This window comes from Aeromicrobium sp. EU05-FHT14F07, assembly GCF_058790455.1.
In genome coordinates, this window is record NZ_JBYTCR010000001.1 from 339,021 (window position 1) to 365,133 (window position 26,113).

A 26,113-nucleotide genomic window follows, 5' to 3' on the forward strand; every position below is an offset into this window, starting at 1 on the left:
GCGTCAGAAGTAGTCGTGCACCGTCACCGGGCCGCGGGTGAACAGCAGGTCCCAGGTGACGTCGTCGGCGGCGTCGCCCTCGACGTGCCCGAGGGACCGCAGGGTGGCCGAGGTCGCGGTGCCCGCGAAGGTGAGCGCCAGCCCGCCGCGCGTGAACGTGCGGCCGCCCGCGGTCGTGCTCGTCGCCTCGACGTGCCCGGAGCCGTCGGCGACCACGAGGGTGAGGGAGCGTCCGTCGACGGAGAACGGGAGGCGGGCGTCGATGCCGGGGTGCACGCGGGGCAGGCCGAGGGCGGCCGGGTCGAGCACCGCCAGCGCGTAGGGGGCCGACGAGACCGTCTCCGGGTGCGCCTGGCGCAGCAGGTGCTGCCACGGCGCCACGCCGCTGGTGCGGACCCGGACGGTCGGGGTCACCGAGGCGAACGTCGAGAGCAGGCTCAGCAGGGAGCGCGACGCGTCGGCGTCGTCGGCCATCAGCTGTCCCACCAGCAGCTCGCCCTCGGCGCCGTACCCGCGGCCGCGGTCCCACGACACGTAGCCGACGACCTGACCCTCGCGCTCGGCCACGGTCACGCCGCTGACCCGCAGGGTCGGCGACTCCGTGAACAGCGGCCCCGTGCGGGCGAGTGGTCCGTTCTCACGTGCCGCCGCGCGGTCGTGGACGGCGCGGATCGCGGCGTCGTCGGCCGCCGTGGCCCGCCGCACGGGGGTGCTGCCGCCGACGGCGAGCGCGTGGGTCGGCAGGCGCACGTCGTCGAGCGAGGTGACGGTCTCGAACCCGAACCGCCGGTAGAGCGCAGGCGCCGTCGCGTACAACGTCGAGACGACCGCGCCGCGCTCACGAGCCTCGGCGAGCATGGCCGTGAACAGCGGACGGAGCAGCCCTGCCCCTCGGTGCTCGGGCGCGACCGTGACGCCACCGATGCCGGCGGTCGGCACGCGGACGCCCCCGAACCAGGACTCGTACTCCCGGTCCAGGGCCGTCGCGACGATGCGGCCGTCGACCTCTGCGCCCCACCAGCGCTTCCCGTCGACGATGAAGGGGACAGGAGGCTCCGGCGGGTCGAAGGCGCCGAACGCCTCGGTGAACTGGCGTCGCATGACGTCCTCGTCGGCCTCGGTCAGGCGGCGGATCTGCATGGCTCCCATCCTGGCGGGTGCCCGAGGGGTGAGATGCGCCGCACTTCGAGTTGAGCCGACCAGAAGGTGGGGTTAAGGTCAGGTCAACCCGAAGGGAGCAGCGATGCGCACCGACGTCGAGACCGACACCGGCCAGGTCAGCCTGGCGGTGTCCACGGTCATCTTCGCGTTGCGCCCGCATCCCACGACGGGCCGCACGACCCTGTGGCTGCCGCTCGTGCGTCGCATCCGCGAGCCCTACGAAGGTCGCTGGGCCCTCCCGGGCGGCCCGCTGCGCCCCGACGAGGACCTCGCCGCCTCGGCGCGCCACACGCTCGAGCGCACCACCGGCCTCGCGCCGCGACACCTCGAGCAGCTCTACTCCTTCGGCGCGGTCGACCGCTCGCCCGAGGACCGGGTGGTCTCGATCGTCTACTGGGCGCTGGTCCGACCTGACGAGGACGCCCGAGCCACCGACGGCGAGAACGTCGAGTGGTTCGTCGCCGACGACGTGCGCGGGCTCGCCTTCGACCACGACACGATCCTCCACTACGCCCTGGCGCGTCTGCGGGCCAAGATCACGTACTCGCCGATCGCGTTCGCCTTCGTCACGCCCGAGTTCACGCTGGCCGACCTGCGCGCCGTGCACGAGGCCGTGCTCGACCGCCCGCTCGACCCCGCCAACTTCCGCCGCCAGGTCCTGGCGAGCGGGACCGTCACCCCCACCGGCTCCTACCTCACCGGCACGAGCCACCGTCCGCCCGCGCTGTACCGGCGCGCGGCTCTCCCCGAGGAGATCCGATGACCAGCACCCTGTCCACCGGTCCCGTCCCCACCGGCTCCGTCCACGACGTCGTCACCGCACGGCCCGGCGACACGTGCGACGCCGACCTGGCCGAGGGGCCCTGGCTCTTCGACCTCGTCCCCGGCTACGGACCCGGCGCGTCCGAGGACGACGTCGTCCCCGAGCCGGTGGTGCGTCCCGGCCAGCTCCCCGTCGCCTACCAGCGGATGGACGACGCCGACCTGCACGAGCGGATCCGCGCGGCCAAAGAGGCGCTCGGCGACCGACTCGTCGTCCTCGGGCACTTCTACCAGCGCGACGAGGTCGTGCAGCACGCCGACTTCGTCGGCGACTCCTTCCAGCTCGCCAACGCGGCACTCACCCGTCCCGAGGCCGAGACGATCGTCTTCTGCGGCGTGCACTTCATGGCCGAGACCGCCGACATCCTCGCGCGACCGGAGCAGCACGTGATCCTGCCCAACCTGGCCGCCGGCTGCTCCATGGCCGACATGGCCGACGAGGAGTCCGTCGAGACGGCGTGGGAGGAGCTCGAGCGCGTCTACGCCGACCCCGTCACGGGCATGGGCCCGGACGCCGGCGGCAAGGTGCCGGTCCTGCCGGTCACCTACATGAACTCCTCGGCCGCCCTCAAGGCGTTCTGCGGTCGCCACGGGGGCATTGTCTGCACGTCGTCGAACGCCGCCACGGTGCTGGAGTGGGCGTTCGAGCGGGCGCACCGCGTGCTCTTCTTCCCCGACCAGCACCTCGGCCGCAACACGGCCAAGGCCCTGGGCGTGCCGCTGGACCGCATGCCGATGTGGAACCCGCGCAAGCCGCTCGGCGGCAACACCCAGGAGCAGCTGCACGACGCGCAGGTGCTGCTGTGGCACGGCTTCTGCTCGGTGCACAAGCGGTTCACCGTCGCCCAGATCGAGCAGGCGCGCGCCGAGCACCCCGGCGTCAAGGTCGTCGTGCACCCCGAGTGCCCGATGCCCGTGGTCGACGCTGCTGACGCCGCCGGCTCCACCGACCTCATCCGCAAGTACGTCGCGGCCAGCCAGCCGGGCGACGTCATCGCCATCGGCACCGAGGTCAACCTCGTCAACCGGCTCGCGGCGGAGCACCCCGACCGGACGATCTTCTGCCTCGACCCGGTCGTGTGCCCCTGCTCGACGATGTACCGGATCCACCCGGGCTACCTCGCCTGGGTGCTCGACGGCCTGATCGAGGGCGAGGTCCGCAACGAGATCGTCGTGCCGGACGACGTCGCCCGTGACGCCAAGGTCGCCCTCGAGCGCATGCTTGCCGCGCGGCCCAAGGACGCCTCCCCGGTCCCCGTCTCCGGGAGGGGTGCCTGACGTGAGCCACGTGGTCGTCGTCGGCAGCGGCGTCGCCGGGCTCACCGCGGCGCTGGAGGCGGCAGCGCGTCCCGGGGTGCGGGTCACGCTGCTCACGAAGGCCGATCTCGTCACCAGCAACACGAGCTGGGCCCAGGGCGGCGTGGCCGTGGTCACCGACCCGTCCGACAGCGTCGCGTCCCACGTCGCCGACACGCTGGCCGCCGGTGCCGGGCTGTCCGACGAGGAGGCCGTGCAGGTGCTCTGCGCGGCAGGTCCGGACGCCGTCGCTGCCCTTGTGCGGCGCGGGGTGCGCTTCGACGTGCACCACGGCGAGCTCGCCCGAGGTCTGGAGGCCGCCCACTCCCACGGACGGATCCTGCACGCCGGCGGTGACGCGACGGGCGCGGCCATCTCCGACGCCCTGGTCGAGCGGGTGCGCTCGAGCAGCGTCGAGGTGCGTGAGCGGACGATGGCTGTCGACCTCGTCGTCCACGACGGCGTGGTCCACGGTGTCGTGCTCCTCGACGGCACGGTGGTGCACGGCGACCAGGTGGTGCTCGCCACCGGGGGAGCGGGGCAGCTGTACCCGTACACGACCAACCCCGCGGTGGCCACCGGCGACGGCCTGGCGATGGCGCTGCGCGCTGGGGCGGTCGCGGCCGACCTCGAGCTCTACCAGTTCCACCCGACCGCCCTCGCGGTGCCGGGCAGCCCGCTCGTGTCCGAGGCCGTGCGGGGCGAGGGTGCGGTGCTGCGCGCCGCCGACGGCCACCGGTTCATGCTCGACGTCCACCCCGACGCCGAGCTCGCCCCGCGCGACGTCGTGGCACGGGGCATCGCCGAGCAGATGAGCCGCCAGGGCGGCGCGCCCGTCCTGCTCGACGCCACCGCGCTGGGAGCCGAGTTCCTCGCGCGCCGCTTCCCGACCATTGACGCGTCCGTCCGCTCGTTCGGGCTCGACTGGGCCCGTGAGCCGGTCCCGGTCGCCCCGGCGGCCCACTACTTCATGGGCGGGGTGCGCACCGACCTGTGGGGACGCACGTCGCTGCCCGGTCTGCTGGCTGTCGGCGAGGTCGCCTGCAACGGGCTGCACGGTGCCAACCGGCTCGCGTCCAACTCCCTGCTCGAGGGTGCGGTGTACGGACGTCGTGTGGTCGAGGCCGCCGTGGCCGCGCCGGCGGCGGCGCGGGACTTCGACGACACGTGGGCGGAGCCGGTCGTCGTGCCTGCGGCGGACGTCGACGACCCGCTGCCGCTCACCCGGACCGACCTGCAGCGGCTGCTGTGGGACACGGCCGGTCTGCGGCGCGACGAGGTGGGACTGCGGCACGCGGCCGAGACCCTGCAGCGGGCGGAGGCCGGCGTCGCCTCCGGTGGCGACGTGAAGGCGGTCGAGGACGCGAACCTGCGCACCGTCGGCCGGGCACTGGTCGTCTCGGCGCTGGAGCGTCGGGAGTCGCGCGGCGGCCACTTCCGCACCGACGCGCCCGCTCCCGGACCGGTGGCCCGGCACAGTGGCGTGGTCCTGGCCCGGAGCATCGCGCAGCCCCGCGTCGGGGCGACGGCGGGGGCGTCGTGCTGACGCGGCGCCAGGTACGTCGCGTCGTCGACGTCGCCCTCGACGAGGACGCACCGTCGGGCGACCTGACATCGGAGGTGTTCGTGCCGGCGACCGCCGTCGCGCGAGCCTCGGTCGTGGCTCGCGAGGCCGGCGTCATGGCGGGCGCCGACGTGCTCGTCGAGACGTTCACCGTGGTCGACCCGGCCGTCGTGGTCGAGGTCCTGCGTGCCGACGCGGAGCGGTTCGCCGCAGGTGACGTCCTCGCGACGGTCGAGGGCCCCGCGCGGGCCGTGCTGCGCGGTGAGCGCGTGGCCCTCAACCTCGTCCAGCGCATGTGCGGCATCGCCACCCTCACGGCCCGGTACGTGGAGGCGGTCGAGGGCACGGACGTGCGGGTCGTCGACACGCGCAAGACCACGCCCGGCCTGCGGGCGCTGGAGCGGCACGCGGTCCGCTGCGGCGGGGGACGCAACCACCGCTTCTCGCTGTCGGACGCCGTGATGGCGAAGGACAACCACCTGGCGCTCGTCGGCGACGTGACCGCGGCCATCCGCAGCGCGCGCGAACAGCTGCCCCACACGACGCACGTCGAGGTCGAGGTCGACCGGCTGGACCAGGTGGAGGCCGTGCTCGCCGGCGGGGTCGACACGATCATGCTCGACAACTTCACGCTCGACGAGCTGCGCGCCGGGGTGGAGCTCGTCGCGGGCCGCGCGATCATCGAGGCGAGCGGCGGCATCACCCTCGAGACCGTCGGCGACGTGGCGCGCACCGGCGTCGACGTGATCAGCGTCGGCGCCCTGACCCACTCCGTCCGCGCGCTCGACCTCGGGCTCGACCTCGAGGTCGGCGGTCCCGGCGGGGGCCGGGGTGCCGAGCCGTCCGCGGCGGGACCAGCACGGTGATCTACCTCGACGAGGCGGCGACGACGCCTCTGCGGCGCGACGTGCTGGCCGCCATGGGTCCCTACCTGGGCCCGGCGTTCGGCAACCCGTCGAGCCACCACGAGATCGGCGAGGCTGCCCGCGCCGGGCTGGAGCAGGCGCGGGCCGACGCCGCACAGGCTCTGGGCGCGCGACCCGGCGAGGTCACGTTCACCTCCGGCGGCACCGAGGCGGCGAACACGGCGGTCAAGGGCATCGCGCTCGCGCAGCCTCGGGGCCGCCACGTCGTCGTGAGCGCCGTCGAGCACCCGGCGGTGCTGGAGTCGGCGCGCTGGCTCGGTCGCATCGGCTACGAGGTCACCGAGCTCGGGGTCGACGGCGAGGGTCTCGTCGACCCGGACGCCCTCGCAGCGGTCCTGCGCGACGACACGACGCTGGTGAGCGTGCAGCACGCCAGCAACGAGGTCGGCACGGTCCAGCCGGTCGCGGCGCTGGCCGAGGTGGCGGCGCGACGGGGGGTGCCGTTCCACACCGACGCGGTGCAGTCGGCCGCCTGGGCCGCCCACGACGGGCTGACGCTCGACGTCGGCGCTCTCGGCGTCCAGGCGCTCAGCCTCTCCGCGCACAAGCTCGGCGGGCCGAAGGGCGTCGGGCTGCTCTGGGTCCGTCGAGGCGTGCGCGTCGAGCCGCTCGTGCACGGCGGGGGGCAGCAGGGCGGACGACGCTCCGGCACGGAGGACGTGGCGGGAGCCGTCGGTCTCTCGGCTGCGCTGCGCCTCACGCGCTCGGCCGGCACGTCGGCCGCGGAGGTGGCTGCTCGGCGCGATCGCTTCGTGGGGGCGGTGCTGCAGTCGGTGCCGGGCTCCGCGCTGACGGGACACCCTGCGCGGCGTCTCCCCGGTCATGCGTCGTTCGTGCTCCCCGGCCGGTCGGGGGAGTCGGTGCTGCTCGACCTCGAGCGCCGGGGCGTCGTCTGCTCCAGCGGGTCCGCGTGCCACGCGGGCAGCGACGAGCCGAGCCACGTGCTCGTCGCCATGGGGGTGCCGGCGGAGGTGGCGCAGACGGCGGTCCGCTTCACCTTCGGGCGCTCGGTGACCGACGACCAGCTCGCGGACGCCGTGCAGGCGCTGGCCGAGGTCTGCGCTCCGTGAGCGCGTCGTCGCCAGCGCGCGACGACGCGGTGGCGCGTCGGTCTACCCTGGTGGGGTCATGACCTCCGAGAACAGCGAGCGGGCTCCCGCGGTCTACCTCGACCACGCGGCCACCACGCCGATGCACCCCGAGGCCGCGCAGGTGCTCACCGAGCAGCTGGCGCGCACGGGCAACGCGTCGAGCCTGCACGCGTCGGGACGTGCCGCGCGTCGGGTCGTGGAGGAGTCGCGCGAGGTCATCGCGGAGTGCCTCGGCGCCCGTCCGTCCGAGGTCGTCTTCACCTCCGGTGGCACCGAGGCGAACAACCTCGCCATCAAGGGCCTGTACTGGGCACGTCGCGACGCCGACCCCGCGCGTGACCGGGTGCTCTTCAGCTCCATCGAGCACCACGCCCTGCTCGACCCCGTCACCTGGCTGGCCGCGCACGAGGGTGCCCGTATCGACACGACGCCCGTCGACCGGCAGGGACGGGTCGTCGTCGAGCGGCTGCGCGAGCAGATCGAGGCCGATCCCGCGTCCGTCGCCGTCGTGACCACCATGTGGGCCAACAACGAGATGGGGACCGTGCAGCCGGTCGACGAGGTCGTCGCCCTGGCGCAGCGCCACGACGTCCCGGTGCACAGCGACGCCGTGCAGGCTGCCGGGTACCTGCCCCTCGACTTCGCCGCCTCGGGGCTCGACGCGATGACGGTCACCGCCCACAAGCTCGGCGGGCCCGTCGGGGTGGGAGCGCTGCTGGTGCGACGCGAGGTGGCCCCCGTGCCCCTGGTGCACGGCGGCGGGCAGGAGCGCGACCTGCGCTCCGGAACCGTCGGCGTCGCGCTGATCGCTGCGTTCGCGCGGGCGCTCGAGATCACCGTCGAGCGACAGGCGGAGGTCTCGGCGCGGATCGAGCGCCTCCGGCAGCGCCTGGTGACGGGTCTCGTCCAGGCCGTCCCGGACGCCGTGGTCAACGGCGACCCCGAGCCCGGACCGCACCACCGGCTCCCGAACATCGCCCACGTGACGTTCCCGGGCTGCGAGGGCGACGCGATGCTCATGCTGCTCGACGCGCAGGGCATCGAGGTGTCCACGGGGTCGGCCTGCCAGGCGGGCGTGCCGCAGCCCAGCCACGTGCTGCTCGCGATGGGCTACGACGACGCTGCCGCGCGCGGGTCGCTGCGGCTCAGCCTCGGCCACACCACCACCGAGGCCGACGTCGACCGTCTGCTGGCCGCGCTCCCGCAGGTGCACGAGCGCGCCGTCACGGCCTCCCTCGTCAGGGGACGCTGATGGCACGACTCGTCGCCGCCATGTCGGGCGGTGTCGACTCCGCCGTCGCCGCGGCACGGGCGGTCGAGGCCGGGCACGACGTCACCGGGGTGCACCTGGCGCTGAGCCGCAACCCGCGCTCCTACCGCTCCGGTGCCCGGGGCTGCTGCTCCATCGAGGACGCCGGCGACGCCCGTCGGGCCGCCGACGTGCTCGGCATCCCGTTCTACGTGTGGGACATGAGCACCGAGTTCGCCGACGAGGTGGTCGACGACTTCGTCGCCGAGTACGCCGCCGGCCGCACGCCCAACCCGTGCCTGCGCTGCAACGAGAAGATCAAGTTCGCCGCCGTCCTCGACCGCGCGCTCGCGCTGGGCTTCGACGGCGTCGTGACCGGCCACTACGCCCGCCTGGTGACCGCCGCCGGCAGCCCCTCGTCCGAGCACACCGCTGAGCTCCACCGCGCACAGGACGCGGGGAAGGACCAGAGCTACGTGCTCGGCGTGCTCACCCAGGAGCAGCTGCGGCACTCGTACTTCCCGCTCGGCGACTCGGTCAAGTCCGACGTGCGCGCCGAGGCCGCCCGGCGGGGCCTGCAGGTGGCCACCAAGCCCGACAGCCACGACATCTGCTTCGTCGCGGACGGCGACAACGCCGGCTGGCTGGCGGAGCGCCTCGGCCCTCGCCCCGGGACGATCGTGGACGAGGACGGGGCCGTCCTGCGCGAGCACGACGGCGCGTACGCGTACACGATCGGTCAGCGTCGCGGCCTCCGGCTGGGTGTCCCGGCCGACGACGGCAAGCCGCGGTTCGTGCTCGACATCGAGCCGGTGTCGGGCACGGTGACCGTGGGTCCGCGCGAGCACCTCCTCGTCGACGCGTTGGAGGCTCGGCGGCCCCTGTGGTGCGGCACGGCCCCGAGCGACCCGCTCGAGTGCACCGTGCAGCTGCGTGCCCACGGTGCCGAGCACCGAGCACGCGTCGAGGTCGAGGGCGACCTGGTCCGGGTGCGGCTGCACGACCCCGCCGAGGGCATCGCCCCGGGGCAGGCCGTGGTCGTGTACGTCGGCACCCGCGTGGTCGGCTCGGCGACCATCACCGCCACGGCGCGTGTCGAGGTCGGCGCCGGGGACGGCCGGTGAGGGCGACCGGGATCGGCTCCCTTCCCGGCGAGGACTACGCCGAGAGCGCGGCGATGGTGCTCGGGACCCTCGACGACCTCGTGTTCGTCCCCGAGCTGCCGGCGCGGGGCGTGGCCGCCCAGATGGTCGGCAGGTCGCTCGCCGTGCTCGACGGGCTGGGCGCGGACCTGCAGCCCGCCGGGTGGCGCCTGCTCGACGCGTCGGGGGTCGACCACCGACGCGCACGCTCCCTGCTCGCCCAGGACCTCGACGTCCTGGAGGAGATCGCCCAGGACCGCGAGGGCACCGTCAAGCAGCAGCTGGCCGGCCCCTGGACGTTGGCGGCCACCGTCGAGCTCCAGCGTGGCGAGAAGGTCCTGGCGGACCACGGGGCGCGACGCGACCTCGCCCACGCGCTCGCGTCCGGAGCGGCCGACCACGTGGCGTCGCTGCGTCGTCGGTTCCCGCGCTCGCCCCTCGTGCTGCAGGTCGACGAACCGGCTCTGCCCGCCGTGCTGGCGGCGCGGGTCCCGACCTCGTCGGGCTTCGGGCGCTACCGCACCATCGACCTCCCCGAGGCCGACGCGCTGCTGCGGGTCGTCGTCGACGCCGTCCGCGAGGCCGGCGCGACGCCCGTGGTGCACTGCTGCGCGCCCGACGTGCCGGTCTCGCTGCTGCGCGGCGTCGGGTTCGACGCGATCGCCTTCGACCTCGGCCTCGTCGAGGCGGCCGACGCTCTGGACGCGTGGGCCGAGGCGTTCGAGGCGGGTACGGACCTCTGGGTCGGGGCGCTGCCGTCGAGCGACGTCGCGTTCGACCCCGCCGCCGCGCGGCGTCGGATCGAGGCCTGGACCGGCCGTCTCGGGTTCGGCGAGGACGCCTGGCACGACCGCGTCGTGGTCACGCCGGCGTGCGGTCTCGCCGGCGCCTCTCCCGCCTTCGCCCGCCGCGTGCTGGCGGAGGCCGTGGGACTGGCCCGCTGAGGTCCCGCTAGACGATCTCGTCGGGGTCCGGTCGCGACCCGAGGCGCACGACGGCGATGCCGATCACCACGGCGACCCCGCACGCCAGGTCGGCCGCCAGCCCGTCGAGGACGAAGAACCCGACGAGGCCCGCCACGACGAGCAGGGCTCCGAGGACGATCGGGACGAGACGGCGGCTGCTCATGCGTCCACCGTGTCAGGTCGGTGCCGACGTCGCACCCGCGGCTCGTCCGACGTCCCGTCGACGAGGGGTGGACGTCCGAGGTCGGTCCTAGGATGAACGACGTGACCGAGGCGCCGCAGAACCCGTTGGACCTGACCCTCGACGAGGCGCGCGCCGAGGCCGAGCAGCTCGTCGAGCGCATCAACGGCGCTCGCGACGCCTACTACGGCAACGACGACTCGCGGGTCGACGACCAGACCTACGACGCCTGGATGCACCGGCTCGAGGCGCTCGAGCGGCTGCACCCCGAGGTGCAGGGCCAGGACTCGCCGACGCTGTCGGTCGGCGCCGCCCGCAGCTCCGAGCTCGCGCCGGTCGAGCACGCGGAGCGCATGCTGAGCCTCGACAACGTCTTCTCGCCCGAGGAGCTCACCGCGTGGTGCGAGAAGACCCGCGCCTCCGCCGGGCGGGACGTCCGCTGGCTCACCGAGGTCAAGATCGACGGGCTGGCCCTGTCCCTGCGCTACGAGCACGGCCGCCTCGTCAGCGCCGCGACACGCGGTGACGGCAGGGTCGGCGAGGACGTCACCACCAACGCCGTGCGGCTGCCGGGCATCCCTCGACGACTCGAGGGCAAGGGGCACCCCCCGCTGGTGGAGGTGCGCGGGGAGGTGTTCATCGCGGTCGCCGCGTTCGAGCGGCTCAACGCGCTCCAGGCCGACCTGCGCGACCGGGTCGTGGCCGAGATGACCGGGCGAGGGGTCGAGCAGGACCGGGCCGAGGCAGCCGCCGCGCGTCGGTTCCCGGCCTTCGCCAACCCGCGCAACGCGGCCAGCGGCGGCCTGCGCCAGCTGCTGGGCAAGAAGGACGGGCTCGAGCGCGAGGCGGGGGAGGCGCGGATCGAGGCGCTCTCGCTCTACGTGCACGGCATCGGCGCTTGGGAGCGCCCGCCGGTGGCCGCGCAGAGCGAGGTCTACGAGCTCCTCGCGTCGTGGGGCCTGCCCACCAGCCCGCACTCGCGGGTCTACGACTCCGTCGAGGACCTCCTGGCGCGCGTCGCCGAGCTCGGCGAGGACCGGCACGCGATCGAGCACGAGATCGACGGGGTCGTCGTCAAGGTCGACGAGCTGGCGCTGCACCCCGAGCTCGGCGAGACGAGTCGCGCTCCCCGCTGGGCGATCGCGTACAAGTTCCCGCCGGAGGAGGTGCACACGCGTCTGCTCGACATCGTGGTGTCCGTCGGCCGCACCGGCCGGGCCACGCCGTTCGCCGTCATGGAGCCGGCGCAGGTCGCCGGCAGCGTCGTGCGGCAGGCGACCTTGCACAACAAGGACGTCGTGCGCCAGAAGGGGGTCCTCATCGGCGACACCGTCGTCCTGCGCAAGGCCGGCGACGTCATCCCGGAGGTGCTGGGGCCCGTGGTGGACCTGCGCGACGGCAGCGAGGTCGAGTTCGTCATGCCCGACGACTGCCCGGTCTGCGGCACGCCGCTGCGCCCCATGAAGGAGGGCGACGTCGACCTGCGGTGCCCGAACGCGCAGACCTGCCCGGCGCAGGTGCGCGGTCGCGTCGAGCACGTGGGGTCGCGGGGTGCGCTCGACATCGAGGCCCTCGGCGAGGTCACGGCCGCTGCGCTCACGCAGCCGACGGTCCCGGAGGAGCCTCCGCTGCGCAGCGAGGCGGGCCTGTTCGACCTCGACCTCGACACGCTCGTGCCGATCGAGGTGGTGGTGCGCGACGCGGAGACCGGCGAGCCGCGCATCGACGAGCGCACGGGGGAGCCGGTGCGTCGTGCGCCGTTCCAGCGGGTCGAGGTGACCTACCCGCCCGGGTACGAGGACGCGTCGCCCGCCGAGCGTCGGGCCGCGGGCGTGCGCAAGGACCACCGCGTCCTGCATCCGTCCGCCCAGGCGTTGACGCTGGTCGAGGAGCTCGAGAAGGCCAAGACGAAGGACTTCTGGCGCCAGCTCGTGGCGCTGTCGATCCGGCACGTCGGCCCGGTCGCGGCGCGAGCGCTGGCGCAGTACTTCGGCTCCCTGCAGGCGATCCGCGAGGCCGACCGCGACACGCTCGCGCAGGTCGACGGTGTCGGCCCGATCATCGCCGACTCGCTGCTGGAGTGGCTCGCCGTCGACTGGCACCAGGAGATCCTGGACCGTTGGAGTGCCGCCGGGGTGCGGTTCGCGATCCCGGACCACCCTGGTCCCGGTGCGGCGTCCACCGGCGGCGGCACGCTCGACGGCCTCACCATCGTCGTCACCGGCTCGCTCGAGGACTTCACCCGCGACTCCGTCAAGGAGACGATCCTCGAGCACGGCGGCAAGGCCGCCGGGTCGGTGAGCAAGAAGACCGACTACGTCGTCGTCGGCGACAACCCCGGCTCCAAGGCCGACAAGGCCGAGCAGCTGGGCGTGCCGATCCTCGACGAGGCAGCCTTCAAGAGACTGCTCGCCGAGGGCCCGCCGCGCGAGGAGCCGGAGGACGAGGCGAAGGACGAGCCGATCGCCGACGAGGCGCCTGCTGAGGACTGAGCCCGAGCAGTCCGGGGCGTCGTGACCTTGCTGGTGCGCTGCCTCCTCGGGTCTGTGGTTGCTGGTGCGCTGCCTGCGGGGGTCTCGTCGTGCTGGTGCGCTGCTTCGGCTGGCGCTGGGTGTCATCTCCGAAAGGGCCTCGACCGGCAGCGGGTCCGGGGGTGGCTTTGGGTCTCGGGGGCCGGTCTGGGCCCTCGGGTGACGCAGGATTCTTCCTTTGCGCGTGCTCGGCGCAAGATTCTGCGTTTGCGCGTCCGGGCGGTGGATCTGCCACCTTCTGAGCGCTCTTGAGGTGGCAGATCCACCGCTGCGGGGCCAGACGTGTGAAGGATTCTTCCTTCTCGTGGACCGTTCCACGAGAAGGAAGAATCCTTCGTCTCCCCAACGCAAAGGGCGCCCACGATTCTGCCTTCGCGCGTTCGAGGGCGAAGGCTTCTGCGTTTGCTACGGGATCCCGTAGCAAACGCAGCATCCTTGGAGTCCCAGCGCACGAACGCAGATTCTTGCGTTCCACGCGGGCCACAGCCCGAGACCCGAAGCCGGCCCCCGCCCAGCCGCCCGGTCGAGGCCCTTTCGGAGCGCAGGACGAGTCGAAGCCGCACCAGCGCAGCCCCACCCGAGGGACAAGCCACGCCGACGCACCCCCACCCGAGCAGCAAGCCGCGCCCACGCAGCCGCAGCACGACGCCGACCCGCGCCCACGCGCCCGCAGGACGACGCCGAGCCGGCCCGACCTCCAGCTCCGGCCCGACGGGACGGGGCGGGAGGTGAGGGTAGGCTCACCCGTGTGCTGCTGCTCGCGATCGACACGTCCGGACCTGCGGTGAGCGTCGCCGTGCACGACGGTGACCGGGTCGTCGGGTCGGCGCGGGGCGAGGGGACGATGGCGCACGGGGAGCTGCTCGCGCCGGCGGTGCGCGACGCCCTCGCCGACGCCGGGCGCGGCACCGCGGACCTCACCGACGTCGCCGTCGGGGTGGGTCCGGGACCGTTCACCGGGCTGCGCGTCGGCATCGTGACCGCTCGCACGCTCGCCGCGACCCTGGGCCTCACGAGCCACGGCGTCTGCTCGCTCGACGCCCTCGCCCTCGACGCCGGCCTCGGAAGCGAGCACCTCGTCGCCATCGACGCGCGGCGCAAGGAGGTCTACTGGGCCCGGTACGTGCCCGACGCCGACGGCGTCCCGCGCCGGGTCGACGGTCCCCACGTCGACAAGCCCGCCGAGCTCGCGAGGCTCCACCCCGGCCTGCCCGTCGTCGGACGCGGCGCCACGCTCTACGCCGACCTGCTCGACGCCGCCGACGGTCCGCTCGACCCGTCCGCCGCCGCGCTCGCCGAGGGCGTCGTACGGGGGCACGTCGAGGTGCTCGGGCTCGAGCCGCTCTACCTGCGCCGCCCCGACGCGCAGCCAGCGGCACCGGTGCGGTGATCCGGCCGGCGCTCGAGACCGACCTGCCCGTCCTGCTCGCGCTGGAGGGGCAGGCCTTCGCGGCCGACGCGTGGTCCGAGCCGACGTTGCGCGCGGAGATCGCGCACCCCGACCGGGCGGTGCTCGTCGCCGAGACCGACGCCACCGTGGTCGGGTACGTCGACGTCGGCGTGGTGGCCGACGTCGCCGACCTGCACCGCGTGGCCGTCGCGTCGACGCACCGCCGGCGTGGCCTGGCCTCGCAGCTGGTCGAGGCCGGCCGGGCCGCCGCGCGCGACCGTGGCGCGGACCGCATGCTGCTCGAGGTGGCCGCCGACAACGGGGCCGCCCTCGCGCTCTACGCCGCGCACGGGTTCGAGCACCTCTCCCGGCGACGCGGCTACTACGCCGGCGGCCGTGACGCCCTCGTGCTGCAGGTCGGGCTGACGGGGGAGCGGCCGTGACCGAGCAGATCCGCTCCTGGCCGTGGGCGTGGGCCTGGCTCACGCTCTTCGCGATCGTGCTGCTGCGTGCAGGCGCCACCTACGGCATCGGTCGACTCGTGGCCGCCGGCGTGCTGCGTCGCCGAGCGCCCGGCCCGCGCCTCCAGGCCGCCGTCGACCGCGTCGAGCGATGGGGACCGCCGGTCGTCACCGCGAGCTTCCTCACCGTCGGGGCGCAGACGGTCGTCAACGCCGGCGCCGGCCTGGCACGCATGTCCGTGCCCCGCTACCTCGTCGGGCTCGTGCCCGGCGCGGCGCTCTGGGCCACCGTCTGGAGCACCGTGGGGGCGGGCGTCTTCCTCGCTGCGCTGCGCAGCGGCACGGACCGGGGCCAGGCGGTCGCCGTCGCGGTCGCGGCGATCGTGCTCGTCGCGGTCGTCGCAGCGGTTGCGTCGCGTCGGCGCCGTGGAAGGCTGGACGCATGACTGACGGACCCCTCGAGTTTGACGACACCCAGGAGAACCGCGACGACTCGGAGGTGCTCGACCAGCTCCAGCCCGACGACACGCTCGTCGACCGCGGTGTCGACGACGTCCTCGACGAGGGCTACTCGCCGGCCGAGAAGTGGGGCCCGGGCGAGGGCTTCGGCACCACGGCGGACGAGGCCCTCGAGGGGGAGACGCTCGACCAGCGCATCGCCCAGGAGGAGCCCGACGTCGACCCCTACGCCGACGTCGACCCCGAGGGCAACGCCAACGAGCTGGGCGACCCCGAGATCGGCGACGACCGCTCCGGCCGCCTCGTCGCGCCCGACGAGGGTCTCGGCGAGGACACCGAGAAGGCTCTCGTCGGCGACGAGGTGGGCATCGACGGCGCAGCCGCGAGCGCCGAGGAGGCCGCCGTGCACGTCGTCGAGGATGCCCCCGACGACATCAGCGCCGGCACGCCCGACGTCTGACCACGGTCCCGCGCTCGTACCCCTGGGTGCACATCTGTGCACTATCCTGAGCCGATGCGCGACTACACGTACCCGACGGTGATCGTCACCGCCAAGACCCTCTTCAAGGTCCTCGGCATGAAGTTCCAGACGTCGGGGACGGAGCACGTCCCGCGGGAGGGCGGCGCCATCCTGGCCGCCAACCACATCGGCTACGTCGACTTCGTCTTCGACGGGCTCGCCGCGCAGCCGTCGGGCCGGCTCGTCCGCTTCATGGCGAAGAAGGAGGCCTTCGACCACGCGATCAGCGGGCCGCTCATGCGCTCGTTCCACCACATCGAGGTCGACCGCGACGCCGGACAGGCGTCCTACGACAAGGCCGTCGAGTACGCCCGTTCCGGGGAGATCGTCGGCATCTTCCCCGAGGCCACGATCAGCCGCTCCATGGAGATCAAGGAGCTCAAGACCGGCGCCGTCCGCATGGCCGCCGAGGCCGGCGTGCCGCTGATCCCCATGGTCACGTGGGGCACCCAGCTGCTGAAGACGAAGGACCACGAGTCCGACATCTGGGGCCGGGGCAAGACGATCGCGCTGCACGTGGGCGAGCCGATCCCGGTGACCGGCGAGGACCCCGTCGCGGAGACCCAGCAGCTGCGCGAGGCCATGGCCGCCCTCCTCGACAAGGCGATCCGCGAGTACCCGATCCCGCCTGAGGGCCAGTGGTGGGCTCCCGCCCGGTACGGCGGACTCGCGCCCACCCCTGAGGAGGCCGCACGCCTCGACGCCGAGGAGAAGGCCGCCAAGGCCGCCCGCCGCGCGGCCCGTGCGACCGAGCGAGGGACCGATCCGCAGGGCTGAGCCGCGGGCCGTCGTCGGCGGCCGGTCTGGGACACTGGGCCGGTGAGCGAACCCCTCGTCCTCGGCATCGAGTCGTCCTGCGACGAGACCGGCGTCGGCATCGTCCGCGGCACCGAGCTCCTCGCCCACGCGGTCGCCTCCAGCGTCGAGGAGCACGTGCGTTTCGGCGGCGTCGTGCCCGAGGTCGCGAGCCGGGCGCACCTCGAGGCGATGGTGCCCACGCTCGAGCAGGCCTACGCGCAGGCGGGTCTCGACGTGCGCGACGTCGACGCCATCGCGGTCACGTGCGGACCGGGCCTCAGCGGTGCCCTCCTGGTCGGCGTCGCCGCGGCCAAGGCGCTCGCCGTGGCGCACGACAAGCCGCTCTACGGCCTCAACCACCTCGCCGCCCACGTGGCCGTCGACCAGCTCGAGCACGGCCGCTTCGACCGCCGCGTCGCCGCCCTGCTGGTCAGCGGCGGCCACACCGAGATCCTCCTCGTCGACGACATCGCCTCCGACATCACGATGCTCGGCACCACCATCGACGACGCGGCCGGTGAGGCGTTCGACAAGGTCGCCCGCCTGCTCGGCCTGCCCTACCCGGGCGGTCCGCACGTCGACCGGGTGGCGCGCGAGGGGGACGGCACCGCGATCGCCTTCCCGCGTGGTCTCACCGCCGCCAAGGACGCGGAGCGCCACCGCTACGACTTCTCCTTCTCCGGGCTCAAGAGCGCGGTCTCGCGGCACGTGCAGCACGAGCAGCGCATGGGGCGCCAGATCGACGTCGCCGACGTCGCCGCCTCCTTCCAGGACGCCGTCGTCGATGTCCTGACCCGCAAGACCGTCCAGGCGTGCCGCGACCACGACGTCGACACGCTCGTCGTGGGCGGTGGCGTGGCCGCCAACGGGCGGCTGCGCGAGATGGTGCTCTCACGCGCGGAGGCGGCCGGCATCGAGGTCCGCATCCCCCGGCCGGGCCTGTGCACCGACAACGGCGCCATGGTCGCGGCGCTGGGCGCGGAGGTCGTCGCCCGCGGCGTGGCCCCGTCGTCGCTCGACCTGCCCGTCGACTCCAGCCTGCCCGTCACCCGCATCGTCGCCTGACCCGGCGCGCGGTACGCAGCCCCGAGGCCCCGACGTCTGGCAGGCTGGGCCCGTGGCAGTCATCGAGGCACGAGGGCTCGGCAAGAGCTACGGCACGAGGCGAGCGGTCGACGACCTGAGCTTCACGGTGCAACCGGGGAGCGTCACGGGCTTCCTCGGTCCCAACGGGTCGGGCAAGTCGACCACCATGCGGCTCATGCTCGGCCTCGACCGCGGAGAAGGTCGCACGACGTTCGACGGGCGCACGTTCGCCGAGCTCGAGCAGCCGATGCGCCACGTCGGCGCGCTGCTGGAGGCCAAGCCCTTCCACCCCACCCGGCAGGCGCGCCACCACCTGCAGATGCTCGCGGTGGCCAACCGGATCGAGCGGCGCCGCGTCGACGAGGTGCTCGAGCTCGTCGGTCTTGCGGCCCAGGCCAAGGGACGGCCCCGCAAGTTCAGCCTCGGCATGGGCCAGCGGCTCGGCATCGCCGCCGCGCTCCTCGGCGACCCGCACACCCTCATCCTCGACGAGCCCAGCAACGGGCTCGACCCGCAGGGCATCACCTGGCTGCGCCAGCTGCTGCGCCACCTCGCGGCGGAGGGGCGCTCGGTCTTCGTCTCCAGCCACCTGCTCCAGGAGATGGCGCAGCTGGCCGACGAGGTCGTCGTCGTGGGTCGCGGACGACTGCTCACGAGCGGCCCGGTCAGGGACTTCGTCGAGCACGGCGGCACCGCCGAGGTGCTCCTGCGCACACCCGACCTCGGCGTCCTCGCGCCGGCCATCGTCGCCGCGGGCGGGGCCCTCACGCCCGACGCCGACGGACTCCAGCGCGTCACCGGTCTCGACGCCGCGCGGGTGGGCGACCTCGCGCACGAGCACGGCGCCCGGGTGCACGAGCTGTCGGTCCGGCGCGCGACCCTCGAGGAGGCGTTCCTCAACGCCACCGGCCTCGACGAGGAGTACCGCGGGGCGATCACGGCCGACCGTCCGGCCGGCGAGACGGGAGGTGCCCGATGACCGACGCCCTCCGCTACGAGATCACCCGGCTGCGCACCATCCGGTCCACCTACTGGATCCTCGGCGTCGCGTTCGGGTTCCAGCTGCTGCTCACCGTGCTCATCGCCTGGAACCTGCCCGAGACCGGTCCGCTGTCCGGCGGCGACCAGACCTTCGCCATCCTCGTCACCGTCGGCGCCACCCTCGGCGTGGCGCCGCTGTTCATCGCCTACGTGATCGGCCTGTTCGGCGTCTTCTCCATGGGGCACGAGTACCGCCACGGCATGATCCGCGCGACGCTGACCGCCCTGCCCAGCCGGCTACACGTGATGCTCGCCAAGGTGGTCACGACGGCCGTCCTCTCGCTCGTGGCGGCCCTCGTCTGCATCGGCATCGCGCTGCTCAGCGCGGTGCTCTTCGGGGTCGGCCTGCCGAGCGTCGGCGGGCTGCGCGACATCACGCTCGGCACGGTCCTGTACACGACGCTGTTCTCGCTCTCCGGCCTGGCGTTCGCGACGCTCACCCGCAACCAGACCGCCGCCGTCGCCCTGCTGCTGCTCGTGCCGTCGCTGATCGAGGGGATCGTCAAGGCGGTCGTCCTGGCCATCAAGGCGTCCTCGAGCGACCCGACGAGCCGCGGCGGCATCGTGGAGATCCTCAAGTTCCTGCCGTACGACGCGGGCGGACAGATGTACACGCGCGTCTCGCTCGACGACGCGTTCCAGGTGTTCGGCTACAAGCCCTTCGGGGCCGTGGGCGGTGGCATCACGATGGCCGTGTTCGTCGTCGTGCTGCTCGTCCTGGCCACCGTCGCGTTCCAGCGTCGCGACGCCTGAGCGTCCCGCTCCGTCCCTTCTGGGCGTGAGCCGCGTCACGTACACTCGCGGCATGGCACGCACCTCCGAGCCGCGCGCGAGGCACCACGGACGTGACCTCGCGATGCCGCCGGGCTCGGACCCCGACGCCCTCTCCCGGCGGCTGCGGCGGGCGCACGAGGAGTTCCTGGCGTCCGGCGCCACCGACGCGCCGGTCCGCGACGTCGTGCGGGAGTCGTGGCAGCGCAGCCTCGCCGACGGGCTCGACCCGGAGACCGACCTGCCGCGCATCACGCTCGACGACGACGCCCTGCGCGAGATCCGCGAGCACCACCCGCTGGCCGCGGGCCTGCCGGTCATCCGGCGACTCCTGGTCGAGTCGGCGGGGGAGGCGGGCCTGCTCGTCGCCGTGAGCGACGCCGCCGGCCAGCTGCTGTGGGTCGAGGGTGCCGCGTCGCTGCGCTCGCGGGCCGAGGCGATGCACTTCGTCCCCGGCGCCGACTGGAGCGAGACGAGCGCCGGCACGAACGCCCCGGGCACGGCCCTGGCGATCGACCGGCCCGTGCAGATCTTCGGCCCCGAGCACCTCGGCCGCCAGGTGACGCCGTGGAGCTGCTCCGCGGCACCCATCCACGACCCCGACACCGGTGCCGTGCTCGGCGTCCTCGACGTCACGGGAGGCGCCGAGGTCGCCACGGCGCAGGGACTCGGCTTCGTCCGGGCCACCGCCGCCGCGGTCGAGGCCGAGCTGCGCATCGCGCGCCTGCAGCCGACGACCGCCCCCGTGCACGTGGCGAGCGGGTGGGCCGCGCCGCGGCTCGACGTGCTGGGCGTGCACGGTGCCACCCTGCAGGTGGGGCCGCTGACCTCGCGACTGAGCCGCCGGCACAGCGAGCTCCTCCTGCTGCTGTCGCGGGCACCCGACGGCATGACGGCCGCCGAGCTGGGCGTGGCGCTCAGCGACGACGACCAGGCGCCGGTCACGATCCGCGCCGAGCTCTCGAGGCTGCGCGGCGTGCTCGGCCCGCTCGAGCTGGCGTCGCGGCCCTACCGGCTGCGCAGCGCCGTGCGGACCGACGTGGACGAGGTGCGCGACCTGCTGCGCGAGGGTCGTCTGCGCAGCGCCGTCGCCGCCTACCGCGGTCCGGTGCTGCCGTCGTCGTCGGCCCCGGCCGTCGAGGAGCTGCGCGACGACCTGCACCTGGAGCTGGTCTCCGCCCTCCTGGCCTGCGACGACGCCGACGCGCTCCTGTCGTTCGCCGACACGCCGCACGGTCGCGAGGACCTCGGCGTGTGGTCGCGGGCGCTCGAGATCCTCCCCGTCTCCTCGCCCCGCCACGCCCAGGTCGCGGCCCACGTCGACAAGCTCGACCGCCTCTTCGGCTGACACCACCGCTCGCGCCGGTTCGCGCCTGGCTGTTGCCGGGTGGTCTCGATACGTCCGACCGCGCTCCTTCGGCCCCCGCAAGCGGGAGGTGCCCCCAGCCGGTCGGACTACTCGACCAGCGGACGTTTCGCTGGTCGAGTAGGTGACGTCGCGAGGAACGAGCAGACGTCGCCGTATCGAGACCACTCTGGGCGGTCGCTGGTGGTGGGGTCGCGCTGGGCTGTTTCCGGGTGGTCTCGATACGTCAGGACTTCGCAAGCTCGTCCTGACTACTCGACCAGCGGAAGGTTTCGCTGGTCGAGTAGGTGGCGTCGCGAGGAACGAGCAGACGTCGCCGTATCGAGACCACTCTGGGCTTTCGCTGGGAGTTGGGTCGCGCTGGGCTGTTGCCGGGTGGTCTCGATACGCAGCCACGGCGCTCCTTCGTCGCGCGTGGCCGCTACTCGACCAGCGGACGTTTCGCTGGTCGAGTAGCGCGGAGCCGCGAGGGACGAGCGTGCTCCGGGCGTATCGAGACCACTCCGGGCTTTCGCTGGGAGTTAGGTCGCGCGGGGCTGTTGCCGGGTGGTCTCGATACGGCGCCGCGGCGTTCGTTCCTCACGCGCGGCGCCTACTCGACCAGCGAAACCTTCCGTTGGTCGAGTAGTCGGGCGCGGCGAGGGGAGGTGCGGTTGCAGCGGTTGCAACGCCGGCCCAACGTCGTTGCAACGAACCTGTGACTAGCGTCACGCGCACCAGATCCCACCCCGCGAGGAGTCACTTCCATGAGCGTGTTCGCCCAGCCCGGGACCGACGGTTCCGTCGTCTCCTACAAGCCCCGCTACGACCACTGGATCGGCGGCGAGTACGTCGCCCCGTCGAGCGGCCAGTACTTCGAGAACGTCTCGCCCGTCAACGGCAAGGTGTTCACCGAGATCGCCCGCGGCAACGCCGACGACATCGAGAAGGCCCTCGACGCGGCCCACGCGGCCGCCCCCGCGTGGGGCAAGACGTCGGTCGCCGAGCGCGCCAACATCCTCAACAAGATCGCCGACCGCATCGAGCAGAACCTCGAGATGCTCGCCGTCGGCGAGACGTGGGACAACGGCAAGCCGGTGCGCGAGACGATGGCGGCCGACCTGCCCCTCGCCGTCGACCACTTCCGGTACTTCGCCGGCGCGATCCGTGCCCAGGAGGGCCACCTGTCGCAGATCGACGACGACACGGTCGCCTACCACTTCCACGAGCCGCTCGGCGTCGTCGGCCAGATCATCCCCTGGAACTTCCCGCTGCTCATGGCCGTGTGGAAGCTCGCCCCGGCCCTCGCCGCCGGCAACGCCGTCGTGCTGAAGCCCGCCGAGCAGACCCCCGCGTCGATCATGCTGCTGATGGAGCTGGTCGCCGACCTGCTGCCGGCCGGAGTGGTCAACGTCGTCAACGGGTTCGGCGCCGAGGCGGGCGCGCCCCTGGCGTCCAGCAGCCGGATCCGCAAGATCGCCTTCACCGGCGAGACGACCACCGGCCGCCTCATCATGCAGATGGCCAGCCAGAACCTCATCCCCGTCACGCTCGAGCTCGGGGGGAAGAGCCCCAACATCTTCTTCGAGGACGTCGCGCGCACGGACGACGCGTTCTACGACAAGGCGCTCGAGGGCTTCACGATGTTCGCGCTCAACCAGGGCGAGGTGTGCACCTGTCCGAGCCGCGCGCTCATCCAGAACTCGATCCTCGAGCAGTTCCTGCCCGCCGCGACCGACCGCACCAAGCTGGTCAAGCAGGGCAACCCGCTCGACACCGAGACCATGATCGGCGCGCAGGCCAGCAACGACCAGCTGGAGAAGATCCTGTCCTACATCGACATCGGTGTGCAGGAGGGCGCCCGTGTCATCACCGGCGGCGAGCGAGTCGACCTCGGCGGCGACCTCTCGGGCGGCTACTACGTGGCGCCGACGATCTTCCAGGGTCACAACAAGATGCGGATCTTCCAGGAGGAGATCTTCGGCCCGGTCGTCTCGGTCACCGGCTTCGAGGACTACGACGACGCCATGAGCATCGCCAACGACACGCTCTACGGGCTCGGTGCCGGCGTGTGGTCGCGCGACACGAACACCGCGTACCGGGCGGGCCGTGACATCCAGGCCGGTCGCGTCTGGACGAACTGCTACCACGCCTACCCGGCGCACGCCGCGTTCGGCGGGTACAAGTCGTCCGGCATCGGTCGCGAGAACCACTCGATGATGCTCGACCACTACCAGCAGACGAAGAACCTCCTCGTCTCGTACTCGCAGAACGCCCAGGGCTTCTTCTGAGCCCCACCGCCCGTGCCCGGTCCCTCGTCGAGAGGTGCCGGGCACGGGCGTCCCACCCACCACCGACGAGGAGGTGCTCGACGTGACCACCCGACGAGTCGACGTGACCGACGCGGCGGCCGACCTGCTGCGCAGCCTGCGCGAGACGCACGGCAAGCCGCTCATGTTCCACCAGTCCGGCGGGTGCTGCGACGGGTCCGCGCCGATGTGCTACACCCAGGGGTTCTTCCTCACGGGTGCGTCCGACGTGCACCTGGGCGACCTCGACGTCGGCGCGAGCGACGTCGACCCCGAGGGACTCGTGCCGGTGTGGATCTCGCGCGAGCAGTTCCGCTACTGGTCCCACACGCACATCACCATCGACGTCGTGCCCGGCCGCGGTGCCGGCTTCTCCCTGGAGGGCCCCACGGGGCACCGCTTCATCATCCGGTCGCGGGTGTTCACGGAGGAGGAGACCGCCGCGCTCGCGCCCGTCGCCTGAGGGCGACGCAGGAAAGTCCGCACCCGCGTCATGATCGGGATCCTCGAGGTTCCTACCCCGTGGAGCGCGGTCCCCCCATCCCCCCGACGACCGTGCCGCCGGAGAGGAACCCCCATGCGTCGCCCCCGCACGTCCACAGCCCTGCTCACCTGCGCCCTCGTCGTCGCGAGCCTGGTGGGGGTGCCGTCGGTGGCGAGTGCGGTGGAGGTGGTGCCGGACGGGTCGAGTGCGGGGTCGGCGGCGGCGTCGTGCTGGGAGGTCAAGCAGGTGGCTCCGTCGTCTCCGGACGGGGTGTACTGGTTGCTGACGCCTCAGCTGCGGACGCCGATGCAGTTCTACTGCGACATGACGACCGACGGTGGTGGCTGGGTGCTGGTGGGTCGGGGGCGTGACGGGTGGAGCTGGGACGGCGACGCCCAGGGCACCACGGCGCAGGTCGCCTCGCCGGTCTCGGGGCAGGCCGCCTTCGTGCCGCGCAAGCTGTCGTCGGCGACGGTCGACGCTCTGCTCGGTGGCCGCCGGGTGGACCAGCTCTCCGACGGCGTCCGCCTGCGACGCGCGAAGGACGCGGGCGGCACGGACTGGCAGGAGGTGCGGTGGCGGCTGCGGTCCATGGGGTCGTGGTCGTGGGCGTTCGGTGCCGGCCACCCCCTGACCGGCTCGTCGTTCGACGGCGTCCAGTTCTCGGGCCAGACCACCCGCGACGCCGGCACGACGTCGACGGGCGCGGCCGATCGGCTGCGCCGCGTGTGGACCTTCGAGTCTGCGGACAACGGCTGGGTGCGCGGCTTCGGCTACGGGAGCGCGGTGACGGGCTCGACCGCACCCGGCAGCGCGCTCTACGCGACCCGGACGGACTACGCGACGCCGTTCACGCAGGTCTTCGTGCGGCCACGGCTGCGGCAGGCGGACCTGTCGTTCGCGGCGGTGCCCGACAGCGGGACGGCAGCGGTCACGGCGCTCCCGGTCGCCCGCAGCAGGTCGTTGCCGCAGACGTGGGGCGTGACGGGCACGGGCGCGGGCGGCACGGGCGAGCTGGCCACGGAGGTGCAGGCCTTCGCCCAGGTCGGCGACGTCATGTACGTGGGCGGGAACTTCACGACGGTCCGCAACCAGGACGGGTCGCGCAAGGTCGCGCAGGCGTACCTCGCCGCGTTCCGAGCCTCGACGGGGGAGTGGATCTCCTCCTTCAGGCCCAAGCTCGACGGACAGGTGCGCGCGCTGAAGGCACTGCCCGACGGCCGGCTCGCGGTCGGCGGCGACTTCACGCGCGTCGACGGCCAGCGACGCTCCAGCCTGGCCGTGCTGACGACGCGCCGGACCCTCGACCGCACGTGGACCACCGGGGTCGAGCGACGCGGCGGCGACCGTCGCCCGTCGGTGCGCACGCTCGACGTCGCCGGCGGCCGGCTGTACCTCGGTGGTCGCTTTACGCACGTGGTGCGTGGCACGGGTGCCGCGGCGCTCCCCTACGCCGCACGGGTGGTGCTGCCCAGCGGGCGCGGCGACAGCCGGTGGCAGCCGCACCTGAACGGCACCGTGGCCGACCTCGACGTGTCGCCCGACGGCAGCCGCGTCTACCTCGCCGGCTACATGACGCGCAAGGCCAGCGCGACCGTGCGCAACGCGGTGGCGGTCACGACGTCGTCCGCACGACTGGTCTCGCCCTCCTGGAGCCCGCGCTTCAGCACCAAGAGCTCCTCGACGTACCAGCAGGCGGTCCGTCAGGTGGGGTCGCTCGTGTGGCTGGGCGGGTCGCAGCACAGCATGTTCGCCTACGACGCCCGCACGCTCGCGCTGCGCAGCCCCAGCATCACGAAGGCCGGCGGCGACCTGCAGGCGATCGGCAGCAACGGACGGGTGGTCTACGGCGGGTGCCACTGCGGCGACTGGGTCTTCGAGGGCACGTCGAGCTGGGACTCGTGGTCCACGGGGCAGAACCCCGTCCCGTGGCGGCAGGCGGGGAAGATCTCGCTGCTCGGGGCGTGGGACGCGGCCTCGGGTGCGTTCGTGAGCACGTTCGCCCCGCAGTGGAAGTCGCGCGGCGGCTACGGCGTCTGGGCCGTCGAGGTGGCCTCCGACGGCACCCTCTGGGCCGGCGGGTCGCTCCAGACGAGCGTGCGTGAGGGCGGCTCCAACCAGTTCTCCGGCGGCTTCGCGCGGTTCGCCCAGCGGCCCACCCGGGCTCCGGCGGCCCCCACGGCACCGGCAGTCTCGCTCCAGGGGTCGACGGCGACGGTGTCGTGGTCGGCCTCGCCGACCGACGGCGTCAGGTACGAGGTGCTGCGGGGCGACCGCGTCGTGGCCGTCTCGTGGACGACCTCGGTGCGCGTGCCCGGCTCGGGCCCGGACGACCGGTTCTTCGTGCGTGCGAGTGATGGCCAGGGCAACTGGTCCGCCTCGACCCGCGTGGTGCGGCCCGTCCGGTCCTGACCCGTGTGAGGCGACCCACCGCCCCCGGACGTCACTGCGGCGTCATGAGGCCGACGCTGCGCACTCTCCCTCCCCGTGGGCTTCCTGGCCCGCGCCCCTCCCGGCCCTT

23 protein-coding genes are annotated in these 26,113 nt (G+C 73.4%); 21 read left to right on the plus strand and 2 right to left on the minus strand.

Annotated features, from left to right (window positions below):
• Positions 1 to 3: 3 nt before the first annotated feature.
• Positions 4 to 1,140, minus strand: a complete 1,137-nt coding sequence (locus AC3WRM_RS01720; RefSeq protein ID WP_492246662.1) for a GNAT family N-acetyltransferase — start codon at positions 1,138 to 1,140, stop codon at positions 4 to 6.
• A gap of 103 nt (positions 1,141 to 1,243) precedes the next feature.
• Here AC3WRM_RS01720 and AC3WRM_RS01725 point away from each other — a divergent pair, with 103 nt between their 5' ends.
• Genes AC3WRM_RS01725 through AC3WRM_RS01760 form a run of 8 tightly spaced genes read left to right on the plus strand, consistent with a single transcriptional unit; the run spans position 1,244 to position 10,195 of the window.
• On the plus strand, positions 1,244 to 1,924 hold the full coding sequence (locus tag AC3WRM_RS01725; protein ID WP_492246661.1) for an NUDIX hydrolase: 681 nt from the start codon (positions 1,244 to 1,246) through the stop codon (positions 1,922 to 1,924).
• Positions 1,921 to 3,261, plus strand: a complete 1,341-nt coding sequence (gene nadA, locus AC3WRM_RS01730; RefSeq protein ID WP_492246660.1) for a quinolinate synthase NadA — start codon at positions 1,921 to 1,923, stop codon at positions 3,259 to 3,261. The genes AC3WRM_RS01725 and nadA overlap by 4 nt, the downstream gene beginning before the upstream one ends.
• Position 3,262: 1 nt before the next feature.
• Positions 3,263 to 4,825 (plus strand): L-aspartate oxidase, encoded by a 1,563-nt coding sequence (nadB, locus tag AC3WRM_RS01735; RefSeq protein ID WP_492246659.1) that lies wholly within the window; start codon positions 3,263 to 3,265, stop codon positions 4,823 to 4,825.
• A complete protein-coding gene (nadC, locus tag AC3WRM_RS01740) occupies positions 4,819 to 5,709 on the plus strand; it encodes a carboxylating nicotinate-nucleotide diphosphorylase (RefSeq protein ID WP_492246658.1) in 891 nt (296 codons plus the stop codon). The genes nadB and nadC overlap by 7 nt, the downstream gene beginning before the upstream one ends.
• On the plus strand, positions 5,706 to 6,839 hold the full coding sequence (locus AC3WRM_RS01745) for a cysteine desulfurase family protein (protein ID WP_492246657.1): 1,134 nt from the start codon (positions 5,706 to 5,708) through the stop codon (positions 6,837 to 6,839). Before nadC ends, AC3WRM_RS01745 begins: the two co-directional genes overlap by 4 nt.
• A gap of 58 nt (positions 6,840 to 6,897) precedes the next feature.
• Positions 6,898 to 8,112, plus strand: a complete 1,215-nt coding sequence (locus tag AC3WRM_RS01750; protein WP_492246656.1) for a cysteine desulfurase family protein — start codon at positions 6,898 to 6,900, stop codon at positions 8,110 to 8,112.
• Positions 8,112 to 9,233 (plus strand): tRNA 2-thiouridine(34) synthase MnmA, encoded by a 1,122-nt coding sequence (mnmA, locus tag AC3WRM_RS01755; protein ID WP_492246655.1) that lies wholly within the window; start codon positions 8,112 to 8,114, stop codon positions 9,231 to 9,233. The genes AC3WRM_RS01750 and mnmA overlap by 1 nt, the downstream gene beginning before the upstream one ends.
• Positions 9,230 to 10,195 (plus strand): uroporphyrinogen decarboxylase/cobalamine-independent methonine synthase family protein, encoded by a 966-nt coding sequence (locus AC3WRM_RS01760; RefSeq protein WP_492246654.1) that lies wholly within the window; start codon positions 9,230 to 9,232, stop codon positions 10,193 to 10,195. Before mnmA ends, AC3WRM_RS01760 begins: the two co-directional genes overlap by 4 nt.
• 7 nt (positions 10,196 to 10,202) lie before the next feature.
• On the opposite strand, the gene AC3WRM_RS01765 is transcribed toward AC3WRM_RS01760, so the two are convergent.
• The gene (locus tag AC3WRM_RS01765; protein WP_492246653.1) at positions 10,203 to 10,379 is read right to left on the minus strand and encodes a hypothetical protein; all 177 of its coding nucleotides are present in this window, start codon (positions 10,377 to 10,379) and stop codon (positions 10,203 to 10,205) included.
• Positions 10,380 to 10,471: 92 nt separating this feature from the next.
• Here AC3WRM_RS01765 and ligA point away from each other — a divergent pair, with 92 nt between their 5' ends.
• The 13 genes from ligA to AC3WRM_RS01830 all read left to right on the plus strand — a co-directional run bounded on the left by ligA (position 10,472) and on the right by AC3WRM_RS01830 (position 26,004).
• Positions 10,472 to 12,889, plus strand: a complete 2,418-nt coding sequence (gene ligA, locus AC3WRM_RS01770) for an NAD-dependent DNA ligase LigA (protein WP_492246652.1) — start codon at positions 10,472 to 10,474, stop codon at positions 12,887 to 12,889.
• A 787-nt stretch (positions 12,890 to 13,676) separates the two neighbouring features.
• On the plus strand, positions 13,677 to 14,318 hold the full coding sequence (gene tsaB / locus AC3WRM_RS01775) for a tRNA (adenosine(37)-N6)-threonylcarbamoyltransferase complex dimerization subunit type 1 TsaB (protein ID WP_492248912.1): 642 nt from the start codon (positions 13,677 to 13,679) through the stop codon (positions 14,316 to 14,318).
• The gene (gene rimI / locus AC3WRM_RS01780) at positions 14,315 to 14,761 is read left to right on the plus strand and encodes a ribosomal protein S18-alanine N-acetyltransferase (RefSeq protein WP_492248913.1); all 447 of its coding nucleotides are present in this window, start codon (positions 14,315 to 14,317) and stop codon (positions 14,759 to 14,761) included. Before tsaB ends, rimI begins: the two co-directional genes overlap by 4 nt.
• Entirely contained in the window at positions 14,758 to 15,225 is a 468-nt protein-coding gene (locus AC3WRM_RS01785; protein ID WP_492248914.1) for a DedA family protein, read from the plus strand. The genes rimI and AC3WRM_RS01785 overlap by 4 nt, the downstream gene beginning before the upstream one ends.
• Entirely contained in the window at positions 15,222 to 15,698 is a 477-nt protein-coding gene (locus tag AC3WRM_RS01790) for a DUF5709 domain-containing protein (RefSeq protein ID WP_492248915.1), read from the plus strand. Before AC3WRM_RS01785 ends, AC3WRM_RS01790 begins: the two co-directional genes overlap by 4 nt.
• A gap of 54 nt (positions 15,699 to 15,752) precedes the next feature.
• Positions 15,753 to 16,535 (plus strand): lysophospholipid acyltransferase family protein, encoded by a 783-nt coding sequence (locus AC3WRM_RS01795; protein WP_492248916.1) that lies wholly within the window; start codon positions 15,753 to 15,755, stop codon positions 16,533 to 16,535.
• Between the two features lie 42 nt (positions 16,536 to 16,577).
• Positions 16,578 to 17,621 (plus strand): tRNA (adenosine(37)-N6)-threonylcarbamoyltransferase complex transferase subunit TsaD, encoded by a 1,044-nt coding sequence (gene tsaD, locus AC3WRM_RS01800; protein WP_492248917.1) that lies wholly within the window; start codon positions 16,578 to 16,580, stop codon positions 17,619 to 17,621.
• Positions 17,622 to 17,673: 52 nt separating this feature from the next.
• On the plus strand, positions 17,674 to 18,621 hold the full coding sequence (locus tag AC3WRM_RS01805; RefSeq protein ID WP_492248918.1) for an ATP-binding cassette domain-containing protein: 948 nt from the start codon (positions 17,674 to 17,676) through the stop codon (positions 18,619 to 18,621).
• Positions 18,618 to 19,436 carry an ABC transporter permease gene (locus AC3WRM_RS01810; protein ID WP_492248919.1) on the plus strand — a complete coding sequence of 273 codons (819 nt, stop codon included), beginning with the start codon at positions 18,618 to 18,620 and terminating at the stop codon, positions 19,434 to 19,436. The genes AC3WRM_RS01805 and AC3WRM_RS01810 overlap by 4 nt, the downstream gene beginning before the upstream one ends.
• A 52-nt stretch (positions 19,437 to 19,488) precedes the next feature.
• Positions 19,489 to 20,802 carry a GAF domain-containing protein gene (locus tag AC3WRM_RS01815; RefSeq protein WP_492248920.1) on the plus strand — a complete coding sequence of 438 codons (1,314 nt, stop codon included), beginning with the start codon at positions 19,489 to 19,491 and terminating at the stop codon, positions 20,800 to 20,802.
• Between the two features lie 764 nt (positions 20,803 to 21,566).
• A complete protein-coding gene (gene adh / locus AC3WRM_RS01820; RefSeq protein WP_492248921.1) occupies positions 21,567 to 23,090 on the plus strand; it encodes an aldehyde dehydrogenase in 1,524 nt (507 codons plus the stop codon).
• Positions 23,091 to 23,172: 82 nt separating this feature from the next.
• The gene (locus AC3WRM_RS01825) at positions 23,173 to 23,571 is read left to right on the plus strand and encodes a DUF779 domain-containing protein (RefSeq protein WP_492248922.1); all 399 of its coding nucleotides are present in this window, start codon (positions 23,173 to 23,175) and stop codon (positions 23,569 to 23,571) included.
• A gap of 114 nt (positions 23,572 to 23,685) precedes the next feature.
• Positions 23,686 to 26,004 carry a fibrinogen-like YCDxxxxGGGW domain-containing protein gene (locus AC3WRM_RS01830; protein ID WP_492248923.1) on the plus strand — a complete coding sequence of 773 codons (2,319 nt, stop codon included), beginning with the start codon at positions 23,686 to 23,688 and terminating at the stop codon, positions 26,002 to 26,004.
• Positions 26,005 to 26,113: the final 109 nt, after the last annotated feature.